Source organism: Streptomyces sp. NPDC058291 (assembly GCF_042880855.1).
Lineage (GTDB): Bacteria > Actinomycetota > Actinomycetes > Streptomycetales > Streptomycetaceae > Streptomyces.
On record NZ_JBHVYK010000041.1, the window covers coordinates 42,911 to 56,026 of the forward strand.

The following is a 13,116-nucleotide window of genomic DNA, read 5'->3' on the forward strand; positions in this document are numbered from 1 at the left end:
CCGGGTCGGGGTGGGCCGCGACGAACCGGTGGGCATGCGAACTCCCGTGGGGGAACGGCCGTCAGCGGCGGTCGACGACGGAACGGGGGCCGGCGGGCCGCGGCACGACGGCGATCGGCGTGCGCCCGGAGGACGCCGCCCGCTCCCCGGCGCAGGCCTCGGTGGCCGGCTCGACCGGGGCGGCCCCGGAAGCCCCCGACGCCGTAGCCCCTGCTGCTGCTTCTGCCGCTGCCGCCGCCGACGGTGCGGGGCGGCGCTCGGCGAGGGGGATGGCCGCGGGCGGCTCCGGCTCGCCCAGCACCACGCGCCGGACGACGCGCTCGGCGGCGCGGCCGTCGTCGTGCGGGCAGAACCGCTCGCGGAACGCGGTGCGCAGCTGGGCCGATCGGGAGCCGCGCCAGTGGCCGGTGGTGAAGATGTCGATCAGCTCGTCCTCGCTGTGCGCGACCGCGCCCGGCGGGAAGCTCCGCAGGTCGAAGTAGGTGCCGCGGGCCGCCTCGTAGGCCTCCCAGTCGTCGGCGTGCACCACGATCGGGCGGTCCAGGTTGGCGTAGTCGAACATCAGGGACGAGTAGTCGGTGACCAGGGCGTCCGAGGCCAGGCAGAGGGACTCCACGCTGGGATGGCCGCTGACGTCGATGACCCCGGGCGTCGGGCGGTCGACGAGCGGGTCCTGCCAGTAGTGGGCGCGAGCCAGGATCACGAAGCGCGGGCCCAGCCGGCGCAGGACGCGCGCCAGGTCGAGAGGGCAGCGCTGGGCGCGGCGGTAGTCGCGGTGGGTGGGCGCGTACAGGAGGGCGATCGCGTCCCGGGGGATGCCGAGGGACTCCCGCAGCCGCGTCACGTCCTCGGCCGTCGCCCGCTGGAAGACGTCGTTGCGGGGGTAGCCGTACTCCAGGGTCTCGTACCCGCCCGGGTAGACGCGCTCCCAGGTGAGGGTGGTGTGGCGGTTGGCGGACAGGACGTAGTCCCAGGCGTCGACGCCCCGCAGCAGCGCGTCGAAGTCCATGTCGCGGGCGGCCGCCGGACGGTCCTGGAGGTCGAGGCCCATGTGCTTGAGGGGCGTGCCGTGCTGGGTCTGGACGAACACCTGTCCGGGCCGCTTGACGAGCCGGCGGTCGAAGTTGACGTTGTTCACCAGGTACTTGGAGCGGGCCAGCGCCGTCCAGTAGGCGGCGGTGCCCGGACGCACCCGGCGCGGGCCCGGCGGGACGGCGTCCTGGTGCTCGGGACGGGCGATCCACGCCGTGCGCACCTGCGGCGCGAGGGCGCGGAACGCGGCTTCCAGCGCGCCCGGATTGCAGCCGTGGCCCCGGCCCCAGTACGCGGCGAACACGGCCCGGTCGGCGCGCAGCGGCAGCCGCAGCTGGATGCGGTAGTGGGCCTGCAGCAGGGCCGCCCGCAGGGCGCGGGCGAGTTTCGAGGCCGCCTTGTGGGCGCGCCGGCGCAGGGTCATGGACGCCTCCAGCGCCCGGTAGGTGCGGTGCACGCCGAAGTGGACCAGGGTGTGGCGCAGCCTGCACCGCAGCGAGACGGAGGCGCCCGGGGTGCGGTAACGGCGGTAGTGCACACGGGCCTTGCGCAGGAACTCTGCGCGCGAGCCACGCGGCAGGCGGTCGCGCTTGGTGAACACCGTCGACAGGTGGTCGACCATCCGGCGGAACAACACCGGCCGCCAGTGCGCGAGTTCGGGCCGCTGCTCGACGAACGCGAAGACCCGGTCGTACTGCTCGAAGACGTCGAAGTGTCCCCGGCTCGTGGTGGACAGGATGTTGCCCCGGCGGCGCTGGCGGTAGTGCACGCAGACCCGGTCCAGCGTCGCCAGGGTCCGCGCCGCCATCAGCGCCGGGTACGTCCACGGCGCGTCCTCGTAGTAGCCGGGAGGGAACCGCAGGCCCGCGTCGTGGACGAACTCCCGCCGGTAGGCCTTGTTCCAGGCCACCATCAGCACCCTCAGCAGCCCCGGCCGGTCCTGGAGCCGGAAGGGGGCCGGGCCCTCCTCGCTGAGCTGCCCGGCGAACTTGTTGCGGACCGTCTCGCCCGTCCAGTACGTGCTCGCGTAGTCGTAGACCAGGACGTCCGGCTCGCCCGTCTCGGCCAGCCGGTCGGCGATCGCGCGCAGCGCGTCCGGGGTGAGGGTGTCGTCGGAGTCGAGGAACAGCAGGTAGTCGCCGGTGGCCCGCTCCAGGCCGGCGTTGCGGGCCGGCCCCAGACCGACGTTCTGCGGCAGGTGCACGGCCCGCACCCGCGCGTCCCGGGCCGCGAACTCGTCGATGATCTCGCCACAGGCGTCCGGCGACCTGTCGTCGACGGCGATCAGTTCGAGATCGGCGTACGACTGGGACAGCACCGATTCGAGGCACTCGTGCAGGTACGCCTGAACCTTGTACGCGGGGACGATGACACTGAACCTGGGCAAGGGACATCCATGGGTCGGCGCGGGCGGTAGACAGGGCCTTGCCCGGAAACGGCCGATGGAGTGACTTGGTTACGGTTTCTGCGGCATACGGGGGATTGCGGGTGAACGGACGCGGGCGGGCCGATGACTCGGCCCGCCCGCGTTCTCCCGTCCGTTCCGCGCTACTTGACGGCGCCCGCCATCACGCCGGACACGAACTGCCGCTGGAACGCGAAGAACACGGCCAGCGGGATCACCATGGAGATGAACGCGCCGGGAGCCAGCACGTCGATGTTGTTGCCGAACTGCCTCACCTGCGTCTGCAGGGCGACGGTGATCGGCTGGCTGTCGGCGTTGGTGAACACCAGCGCGACCAGCATGTCGTTCCACACCCACAGGAACTGGAAGATGCCCAGGGACGCGATGGCCGGCCCGCCGAGCGGCATCACGACACGTGCGAACAGCCGCAGTTCGCCGGCCCCGTCCAGGCGTGCCGCCTCCAGCAACTCGCGGGGGATCTCCGCGAAGAAGTTGCGCAGCAGGAACACCGCGAAGGGCAGTCCGAACCCGACGTGGAACAGGATCACGCCCAGGATGTTCCCGAACAGGCCTATCTTGCCGAACAGTTCGGCGATCGGGATGAGCGCCACCTGCACGGGCACCACCAGCAGTCCGACGACGGCCAGGAACCACCAGTCCCGGCCGGGGAACTCCATCCACGCGAACGCGTAGCCCGCGAGCGAGCCGATGACGACGACCAGCACCGTCGCCGGCACCGTGATCAGCACCGTGTTGACGAGGGAGCCGGTGATGTCGCCGTTCTCCAGGAGCCTCTGGTAACTGTCGAAGGTGAGTCGGGAGGGCTTGCTGAACACCTCCCACCAGCCGCTCGCGCTCATGTCCTCCGGGGAGCGCAGGGAGGAGATGAGCAGCCCCACGGTCGGCACCAGCCAGAACAGGCCGACGACGATCAGGAAGACGCGGACCAGCCCGCCGTTGAGCTTCTCCATGATCCACTCGAGTCGCCCGGTCACCGCCGCACCTCCCGCCTCAGCCTGCGTACGTTGAACCACATCACCGGGATCACCAGGAGCAGCAGGAACACCGCGATGGCGCTGGCGATGCCCGGCTGGTCCTCGGAGAAGCCCTTGCGGTACAGCTCCAGGGCGAGCACGTTGGCGTCGTCCTGCGAGGAGCCCGGGGCGATGATGAACACCAGGTCGAACACCTTCAGCACATTGATCATCAAGGTGACGGTGACCACCGCCAGGACCGGCGCGAGGAGCGGGACGGTGACCCTGCGGAACACCTGCCACTCGGTGGCGCCGTCGACGCGCGCCGCCTCGAGCAGTTCCCGGGGGACGCCGGCCAGCCCCGCCGCGATCAGCACCATCGCGAAGCCCGCCCACATCCAGATGTAGGAGCCGATGATCGCCGGCGTGACCAGCGACGGGCCGAGCCAGTCCAGACCGTTGTACGCCTCCTTGAAGTTGGCGGCCGGCAGCCTCAGTCGAGCGCCGTCCGCCGCGGCGGGGAGCGTGAAGGTGCCGTCGTCGGCCGCCTTCGTCGAGGCCACCACCTTGCCGTCCTTCACCGCCTCGATCCGCATCCCGGCGTACCCCCGTTCGGTCGGGTCGGGCGCGCCCAGGGCGCCGACGCCCTTGCCGCGGGTGAAGTCCTGCCAGGCGGTGCCGGTGACCTTGCCGGGTTCCGTCCGCGCCGTGACGGCCGGCGCGGCGCCGCCGGGCATCTGGTCGGGGGGGACGCCCACCAGCGGGAGGGAGACCGGGACGCCGGCCCGGACGGGGCTACGGGTGATGAAGCCGCCGTCGTCGGCCTGGAGCGGCGATTGCCGGCCCGGGTGCGCCTTGGGGAACGCGGAGGCCTCGGCGAACGTGTCGTGCACGCCCACCCAGACCGCGTTGGCGACGCCCTTGTCCGGGTCCTGGTCGTAGACCAGCCGGAAGATGATCCCGGCGGCGAGCATCGAGATCGCCATCGGCATGAAGACGACCAGTTTGAACGCGGTGCCCCAGCGCACGCGTTCGGTCAGCACCGCGAAGATCAGACCGAGCGCGGTCGCCACCGTCGGCGCGAACACCACCCAGATCACGTTGTTCTTCAGGGCGGTGCGGATGCCGTCGTCGGTGAAGAGGGCCTTGTAGTTGTCGACTCCGGCGAAACCGTCGCCGGACTGGTCGTAGAAACTGCGCACGACCGAGTACCCGATCGGGTAGACCACGAGCGCGCCGAGCAGCACCAGGGCGGGCAGCAGGAACAGCGCCGCCACCGTCCTGCGGGTGCCGGTCACGCTCTTGCGCGGGCGAGGAACGGCGGGGGCCCCGGGAGCCCCCGCCGCCTTGGGCGTCGCCATCGCCGGGTCAGTTCCCGTACGCGGCCGCCGCGTCCGACTCCAGTTTCGCCTGGATGCCGGCCACGTCCGACGGGTTCTTCAGGAAGTCCTGCAGGTCCTTCCACTCGCCCTTGCCGGGCGTGCCGCCGAAGGCCTGCGGGGCCTGGTCGGACATGTCGAAGCGGAAGTCGTCGCCGGCCGCGACCAGCGCCTTGGCGATCGTCCGCTGGACCTCGTTGGGGTACGCGGAGACGTCGACGTTCTTGTTGGGCGACAGGTAGCCGCCGAGCTTGGCCTGGATCTGGGCCGCGTCCGGCGAGGCCAGGAAGGTCGCCAGCGCCTGCGCGCCCTTGGAGTCCTTCAGGATGACCGCCGCGTCGCCGCCCGAGACCACGGGCGCGGTCCCGCCGACCGTCGGGAACGGGAACACCTTGGCGTCCGTGCCCACCTTCGCCTTGGTGTCGGCGATGTTGACCTGCACGAAGTCGCCCTCGTAGACCATGGCCGCCTTCGGCTGGTCGCCGCCGGTGAAGGTCTGTGTCACCGACGCCGGGAACTCGGTCTGCAACGCGCCGCTCGCACCGCCCGCGACCCAGGCCTTCTTGCCCCAGACCTGGGCGAGGGTGGTCAGCGCCTCCTTCACGGAAGGGTCCGTCCACTTGATCTTGTGCTGGGCGAGCTGGTCGTACTTCTCCGGGCCCGCCTGCGAGAGGTAGACGTTCTCGAACCAGTCGGTGAGCGTCCAGCCGTCGGCGCCGCCGATCGAGAAGGGGGTGACGCCGGAGTCGTAGACCGTCTGCGCGGTGGTCAGCAGGTCCTTCCACGTCTTGGGCTCGGACGCGCCCGCGTTCTCGAAGACCTTGGCGTTGTACCAGATCAGCGACTTGTTGGCGGCCTTGTAGTAGACGCCGTACTGCTTGCCGCCCACCTTGCCGATGTCCTGCCAGCCCTGGGAGTAGTTCTTGGTGAGCTGCGCCTGCGCCTCGGCGCCCAGCGGTTTGGCCCAGCCCTTGTCGGCGGCCTGCTTGATGGCGCCGGGCTGCGGCAGCATGGCCACGTCCGGCGGAGAGCCGCCCGCGATCTTCGAACCCAGGAAGTTGATGATCGGGTCCTGTGCGGGCACGAAGGTGATCTTCGCGCCGGTGCGCTTCTCGAACTCGGCGAGCACCTTCTTGAAGTTCGCCTGTTCGGTGCCGGTCCACACGGCGGCCACTTCGAGCGTGGTGCCGTTCAGCTTGGGGAGGGTGAGGGTGCTGCCGGACTCCTTGGTTCCGGTTGCTCCGCCGCCGTCGGTGCTCTTGTCGTCGTCGCCGCCGCAGCCGGTGAGCGAGAGGGCGGCGAGGGCTCCCGCCAGAAGCGTGGCGGCCGCTTTCCCGGTCCTGCGTGTGCGGATGGTGCTGCTCGTGTTGCGCATCACTGCCCCGTTCTTCGTTCCTCGTCGAACGTTGAGCGCTGTCCCGTGGCACTGGTCTACGCCGGGCGCCAGGGGTCGGCAAGAGCGCCCACCCTGTCAAGCGCGGGATCGTGACCCCGTCGTGATCGACGGGGCGGCGTGGCGTGCCGTGCTCAGTGGACGCCGGACGGGCTGGGATGGCGTGCCGCTCGTTCCAGGGCGCTGGCCAGCAGCGCCAGGTCCGTGGGTCCGTTGCCCAGTTCCCGTACCGGTCTGCGGGCCGGCGGATCGCCCATGCGGGCCCACTCCAGGGGGAGCACCGTGGGCCGGAGCGTCGCCGTGCGGGGTATGCGGCCCGTGACGCGACCGCCCTGGAACGGGGTGAGCCGGCCGTCCGCGCTCCGGAGCCGACCGCGGCCCGGCGCCGGCTCGTCCGGTCCGGAAGCCGGCGCCTCCAGCGTGATCCGGACCGTGGAGCGTCGGACCGGCTCCGACTCCGCGGTGCGGCCCCCGGAGCCGGCCGCCGCCACCAGGTGCACGCCGAGCCGCTCGCCCTCGCGGGCCACCGCCTCCAGCGCGCGCATCACCGAGCCGGCGGCGGGCCGGCCCGGGGAGCCGAGGGCGGGGGAGACCAGCGCGTCCAGATCGTCGACCACCACGACCAGGCGGGGCAGCGGCGGCGCCGCCTCGGCCTGCTGACGGGCGGCCCCCTGCGGCCGCAGCCGCAGGGTGGAGCTGGGCGGGGCGTCCAGATCGGCGGCGCCGCCCCCGGAGCCCGGGACCGGGGCGGCCGACGTGCTCGGGGCGCGCTGCGGCTTCGGGCGGCGCTGCGGGACGATGCGGCCGGAGACCGCGCGGTGCGTGTGCCACTCCGCGAAGTCGGAGCGGCCCAGCAACTCGGCCCGCCGCTTCAGCTCGGCGCTCAGCGACTGCGCGAACTCGCGCATGCGGACCGGGTCGTTGGCCGTCAGGTGGGTGGTGACGTGCGGCAGGTCGGTGCAGACCCGCAGGCCGTCCCCGGGCCCGCCGCCGCCCTTGCCGACGGTGTCGCGGCCGTCCAGCAGGATGACGCCCAGCCGGTCGGGCCGCTCCGCGGCGGCCAGCGAGGCGACGACCGCCCGCAGCAGTTCCGTGCGCCCGCTGCCGGCCGGGCCCTCGATCAGCAGATGGGGGCCCTCGGCCACCAGGTCCACGCCCACCGGGCCGCGCGGACCGGCGCCGAGCACGGCCCGGGCCCGGCCGCCGAGCGCGTCGGCGTCGTCGGCCGCGTCCGCCCAACGGGCCATCAGGGAGGCGGGCGTGGCGCGGGCCAGGCCCAGCTCGTCGAGCAGGCGCGCGGACGGGGGCAGCGGCGTGGAGACCCGCGTGTGCCGCTCACCGCCGCCGCCCGCGCCGTCCGGGCGCAGCGGTGCGAGAGCCCTTGCGAAGCGTTCGGCCCAGGCGAGGGAGACCGCGTCCACCGCGCCGACCGTGCCGGGGCCCACCGGGCCGGGCCGCTCCGTGCGCGCCCCGGTCGGCGCGACCCGCAGCAGCCGCAGCGCCGTCGCCACGTCTCCGCTGAGCAGGGCGACCGCTCCGCACGCGCGGAAGGTGGGCGCCGCCGCGCAGGCCGCCTCGTAGGTCTCCGTCACGGGTGAGGAGGGCGAGGCGGCGGGGGTCTCCGCCAGGCAGACGACATGGATTCCGGCGCGCGGACCGGCCACCGCGAGCCGCGCCACCGCCTCGCGCAGGTCCGCGCCGCCGGGGTCGCCGTCCACCACGACCACCGTGTACGGGCCGGGGAAGCCGCCGTCGGCCGCGTCGTCCGCCACGGCCCAGGAGGGGCGGCGGGCGGCGCCGCTCAGCGGGGACGCCTGCGGGGCGGCGGCCGTGCTGTCCAAGAGGTGGTCCTCCAGCCGGCGCAGGAGTTCGTCCGTGCGGGCCGTGGCCTGGTCTCGGTCGTAGGCGAGCAGGAGACGGCAGTCCTGGCCGTGGGCCGGGCGCAGGTGGGGCAGCCAGCCCAGCCAGGACCACTCGGCGGTGCGCTGCGCCTCGGACCGCGCGCGGTCCGTGCTGATCAGAACGACTTCCAGGGTCTCGGGGGAGTGCAGCGCGGCGAGCTGGGCCAGCACCGCGCGCGCCAGCCCGGACAGCCGCGGCCGCGGTCCGGCCAGACCGAGCGCCCCGACCTCGCGCAGCCCCGCCGTCACCGGGACGGCCGGCAGCAGACCCGAGCCGTCGGGGGCGGGCCGGTCGGCCGTGCCGAGCCGCACCGCGAGCGCCTCCGGGTGCCCGGGCGCGCGCTCCCACAGCCGCGGGCCGGGGCCCAGCGCCGTCAGCAGCAGCGCCGCCGGGTCCGGCCAGGTCTCGGGCGCGGACGTCGGGGCCGTCGCCGGCCGCGCCTCGCCGTCGGCCGTCGGCTCCCCGTCGGCTCCGGCGCCGGCCGGGTCCGCCTCGGCGCCGCGACCGCCGGCCAGCCGCCGCGCCCACGCGGAGAGGCCCCCGCGCCTGCGCCCGCCCGGGGGCACGTCGGGGCCGCGCAGCGGGGTGCCCTTGCGGCGGGCGGAACCGCCGAGATCGTCGTCGCCGCCGTGACCGCCGCTGCCATGACCGTCACCGCCATGACCGCCGCTGCCATGACCGTCACCGTGGCCGCCGCTGTCGGCCCGGTCGGCGTAGGGGCCGTCGGCGGGGGACGGGTGGTCGGGGGCGGCGCTGTCGTCGTGCGCGCCGTGCGGTCCGCGGACGTCGCCGTCGCCGGTCGGGAAGGAGCCGAGCCCCGCGCGGCCCCCGTGGGTCGCCTGCGACGCGTCGCCCGCCGCGAACGGGCCGCCGCGGCGGGTCTCGACGCGCGGCGCCACGCCCTGGCCGGGGACCATGGGCGGCGCGAGGGGCGTCCGGCCGGGAGCGGACCGGCCCTCGCCGCGCTCCGGCGACGCGCCGGCCCAGTCGACCGTCCCGTAGGCGTGAGCCGTCGGACCCGCCGGACGGGCGGAGCCGGAACGGCCGGACGGGTCGTGCGGACGGTCCGCGGCCGGGCCGCCCGTGCCGGCGCCGTTCACGCGCGCGGGAGCCGCGTCCGCGCTCTGCGCCGCCGTCCCCCCGCAGGGCACGCGCACGTGCCCCTCGCCGTCCGGAGTGGTCGCCACCCGGGGGCCCGGCCCGCCGGGCGGGGCCAGACGCAGGGCCGACTCGCCGACGCGCAGGAGCGCGCCGGGGGCGAGGCGGACGGGACGGGTCTGCACCCGGGCGCCGTCCAGCGTGGTGCCGTTGGTGGAGCCCAGGTCGGCCACCGTGACACGGCCCTCGGGGGACAGCGTCACCGCACAGTGCAGACGGGAGACGTCCGGGTCGTCCAGGGGCACGTCCGCGTCGGCGGAGCGGCCCACCCGGACCTGGCCGCCGTGCAGCAGATGGACCCCGCCCGCGTCGGGGCCCGCCACCACGTGCAGGCGGGCCGGAGCGTCGTCGACCTCGGGGTGCGGCTCGGGGTCGGCCGGGGCGCCCAGCGACAGCACCGCGCCGTCGATCAGCGGGGGCTCGCCCAGCGTGCAGCGCTGGGCGTCGAGCCGCTCCACGCCCGCGTAGAGCACGACCGCCGCCGCGGACGAGGACGGCGCGGCGCCCTCCCCGCAGACCGCCGCGGCCAGCGCGGACGACACCGCCGCCAGGGCCGTGCCGGCGGGCGCCGTGACCAGCACGTCGCAGCTCGCGGCGCGGTGCCGGGAATCGGCGGGCGCGCCCGTCGGGTCTACGACGGTCAGCCGGATCTGCATCGCCGTCAGCGGTCCCTTCTGCACGGGCGCGGGCTTCCCCCCCACCCCACACGAGCACAGCGGCCAGTACTGCAGGCATCCTCGCACCTGTCACTGACAACGCGCCCCTCTCCCGCGGACAAGTGATCTTGATTGGTCGGCTCTGCCCGCAAAAGTGCCTGACGAGTACGTCGCCGACGATCAGTTGAGATCGGTCACGTCCGGCTCCGGCAACCAAGAAGACCGGGTGAAGCGTCTTTCCTCCGAACGAGGACGACCGCCCCGTGTCCGCATCGCGGCACTACAGTGGTGCGGAACACTGGCGGGACAGACGAGCGGGACCGAAGAGTCGGCCCGTCTGGCGAGCAAGCAGCAGGGAGCACATGACGTGCGGCCGGTAGGCAGCAAGTACCTGCTCGAGGAGCCGCTCGGACGCGGCGCCACGGGCACCGTCTGGCGAGCCCGCCAGCGCGAGACCGCGGGCGCCGAGGCGGCCGTCGCGGGTCAGCCCGGGGAGACCGTCGCGATCAAGGTCCTCAAGGAGGAGCTCGCGAACGACCCCGACGTCGTGATGCGCTTCCTGCGCGAGCGTTCGGTGCTGCTGCGCCTGACCCACCCCAACATCGTCCGGGTCCGCGACCTGGTCGTCGAGGGCGACCTGCTGGCCCTGGTCATGGACCTCGTCGAGGGCCCCGACCTGCACCGCTACCTGCGCGAGAACGGCCCCTTCACCCCGGTCGCCGCGGCGCTGCTCACCGCCCAGGTCGCCGACGCGCTCGCCGCCAGCCACGCCGACGGCGTCGTGCACCGCGACCTGAAGCCGGCCAACGTCCTGCTGCGGCAGGACGGCGGCCAGATGCACCCGTTGCTCACCGACTTCGGCATCGCCCGCCTCGCCGACTCCCCGGGCCTGACCCGGACCAGCGAGTTCGTCGGCACGCCCGCCTACGTCGCCCCGGAGTCCGCCGAGGGCCGCCCGCAGACCTCGGCCGTGGACGTCTACGGCGCCGGCATCCTGCTGTACGAGCTGGTCACGGGCCGTCCGCCGTTCTCAGGCGGCTCGGCCCTGGAAGTCCTGCACCAGCATCTGAGCGCCGAACCGCGCCGTCCCTCCACGGTCCCCGACCCGCTCTGGACGGTCATCGAGCGCTGCCTGCGCAAGAACCCCGACGACCGGCCGAGCGCCGAGAACCTCGCGCGCGGGCTGCGCATCGTCGCCGAGGGCATCGGGGTGCACGCCAACTCGATGCAGATCGCCGCCGCCGACGGAGTGGGCCATCTGCTCGCGCCCGACCCGACGCCCGCGACCGTGCCGGGCGGTGCCTACGACCCGAACGCCGCGACCAGCGTCCTGCCGCACACGGCGGGCCCGGCGGGCGCCGCCGACCCCACCGCCGTCCTGCCGCACACGGGCGGTCCGCACGGCTCCGCCGACCCGACGGCCGTCCTGCCGCCGGTGCCGCCGCACCAGCCGGACGGACAGGGCGGGCCGCAGCAGCCCGAGCAGCCGCACCCGTGGCAGAACCAGATGCGGGCCGCGCGCGACCGCAACGAGCCGACCCAGGTGCAGCAGTACCTCGACCCCGGCGACGACCCGCTGCGCCGCCGCCCCCAGCGGCAGGTCTCCCGCCCCCAGCAGCAGTCGCCGCAGCCGCAGCAGCCGTACCGCCAGCAGCCGCCGCAGCGGCCGCAGCAGTCCGGATACGGCTATCCGGGACAGCAGCAGCCCCAGCAGCGGTACGCGGCCCCCCAGCCCCAGCAACCTCAGCAGCCCCAGCGGCACGCGCCCGCGCCCCAGCAGCAGCCGCGGCAGCGGCCCGCGCCGGAGCCCCGGCAGCCGCGCGAGCCCAGACAGCGCAGCGCCAACCCGATGCGGATCCCCGGGCTCGGCTGTCTGAAGGGCTGCCTGTTCACGATCGTCATCCTGTTCGTCGCCGGATGGCTCATCTGGGAGCTCAGCCCGCTGCAGGACTGGATCGGCTCGGGCAGGACCTTCTGGGGTCAGGTCACCCACTGGTACGACCAGGTCGCCGGCTGGATCGGCGACCTCGGCGGCGGAACCGGGAACTGACGCCGACGGGTTTGTGTACTTGTCGACATCTGGCGGGTGATTTCCGTCTCCACGGTGAGGGTTGGCTCCCAGGACGCGTACTTTGATGGGCAACACGCGTCTGTAGGAGCAGCCTTGGCACGGAAGATCGGCAGCCGGTACACCGCCCACCAGATCCTGGGACGGGGCAGCGCCGGCACGGTGTGGCTGGGCGAGGGACCGGACGGACCCGTCGCCGTCAAGCTGCTGCGCGAGGACCTCGCCTCCGACGAGGAGCTCGTGGGCCGCTTCGTGCACGAGCGCACGGCGCTGCTCGGCCTGGAGCACCCCCACGTGGTGTCCGTGCGGGACCTGGTCGTCGACGGCAACGACCTGGCGCTGGTCATGGACCTGGTCCGGGGCACGGACCTGCGCACCCGCCTCGAACGGGACCGGCGCCTGGCCCCGGAGGCCGCCGTGGCGATCGTCGCGGACGTCGCCGAGGGACTGGCCGCCGCGCACGCCGCCGGGATCGTGCACCGCGACGTGAAACCCGAGAACATCCTGCTGGACATGCAGGGACCGCTCGGGCCCGGCGGCTCGCACCGCGCTCTGCTGACCGACTTCGGCGTCGCCAAACTGATCGACACCCCCAAACGGACCCGCGCCACGAAGATCATCGGCACGCCGGACTACCTGGCCCCCGAGATCGTGGAGGGCCTGCCGCCCCGCGCCTCGGTGGACATCTACGCCCTGGCGACGGTCCTGTACGAGCTGCTCGCGGGCTTCACCCCGTTCGGCGGCGGCCACCCCGGCGCGGTGCTGCGCCGCCATGTCACGGAGTCCGTCGCCCCCCTGCCCGGCATTCCGGACGAGCTGTGGCAGCTGATCGTGCAGTGCCTGGCCAAGGCCCCGGCCTCCCGGCTGCGGGCCTCCGAGCTGGCGGCGCGGCTGCGGGAGCAGCTGCCCACGCTGGCCGGAATGCCCCCGCTGGACGTCGACGAGCCCGACACCGAGCCGGACGACGGCGAACCGTCCGAGCCGGCGCCCTCCGCGCCCGCCGCCGAAGGGGCCTCCGGCCGGGTGCGGCGGGGCTCGGTCCCGTTGGTGCCGAACGCGAAGCCGGACTCCAACCGGGACACCCACACCTCGATGCGGGTGCCCGCGCCGGACGAGCTGGCCGGCGGCGCGCACGGGACGGCCCGGGTG

Annotated in this window: 7 protein-coding genes; 2 read left to right on the forward strand and 5 right to left on the reverse strand. The window is 74.2% G+C overall.

The features are described from left to right. Positions 1–61: 61 nt before the first annotated feature. The 5 genes from ACFVYK_RS21335 to ACFVYK_RS21355 form a co-directional block, all read right to left on the reverse strand. The gene (locus ACFVYK_RS21335) at positions 62–2,419 is read right to left on the reverse strand and encodes a CDP-glycerol glycerophosphotransferase family protein (protein WP_389776219.1); all 2,358 of its coding nucleotides are present in this window, start codon (positions 2,417–2,419) and stop codon (positions 62–64) included. A gap of 161 nt (positions 2,420–2,580) precedes the next feature. Next, positions 2,581–3,408, reverse strand: coding sequence for a carbohydrate ABC transporter permease (locus ACFVYK_RS21340; protein WP_389776252.1), 828 nt, complete (start codon positions 3,406–3,408; stop codon positions 2,581–2,583). A gap of 20 nt (positions 3,409–3,428) precedes the next feature. Beyond that, entirely contained in the window at positions 3,429–4,709 is a 1,281-nt protein-coding gene (locus ACFVYK_RS21345) for a carbohydrate ABC transporter permease (protein ID WP_389776254.1), read from the reverse strand. 70 nt (positions 4,710–4,779) lie between these two features. Beyond that, positions 4,780–6,165 carry an ABC transporter substrate-binding protein gene (locus ACFVYK_RS21350; protein ID WP_389776222.1) on the reverse strand — a complete coding sequence of 462 codons (1,386 nt, stop codon included), beginning with the start codon at positions 6,163–6,165 and terminating at the stop codon, positions 4,780–4,782. Positions 6,166–6,317: 152 nt separating this feature from the next. After that, on the reverse strand, positions 6,318–9,899 hold the full coding sequence (locus tag ACFVYK_RS21355) for an FHA domain-containing protein (RefSeq protein ID WP_389776256.1): 3,582 nt from the start codon (positions 9,897–9,899) through the stop codon (positions 6,318–6,320). Positions 9,900–10,266: 367 nt separating this feature from the next. On the opposite strand from ACFVYK_RS21355, the gene ACFVYK_RS21360 reads away from it, so the two are divergent. Both ACFVYK_RS21360 and ACFVYK_RS21365 read left to right on the forward strand, forming a co-directional pair. Further along, complete coding sequence (locus ACFVYK_RS21360) at positions 10,267–11,949, forward strand: protein kinase (RefSeq protein WP_389776224.1); 1,683 nt, start codon at positions 10,267–10,269, stop codon at positions 11,947–11,949. Positions 11,950–12,063: 114 nt separating this feature from the next. Then, the coding region (locus ACFVYK_RS21365; RefSeq protein ID WP_389776226.1) for a serine/threonine-protein kinase at positions 12,064–13,116 on the forward strand (1,053 nt) is incomplete at its 3' end.

Coding starts and splice junctions, on each gene's coding strand:
- ACFVYK_RS21350 (WP_389776222.1), bottom strand. CDS start 6,165: ATGCGCAACACGAGCAGCACCATCCGCACACGCAGGACCGGGAAAGCG.
- ACFVYK_RS21355 (WP_389776256.1), bottom strand. CDS start 9,899: ATGCAGATCCGGCTGACCGTCGTAGACCCGACGGGCGCGCCCGCCGAT.
- ACFVYK_RS21340 (WP_389776252.1), bottom strand. CDS start 3,408: ATGGAGAAGCTCAACGGCGGGCTGGTCCGCGTCTTCCTGATCGTCGTC.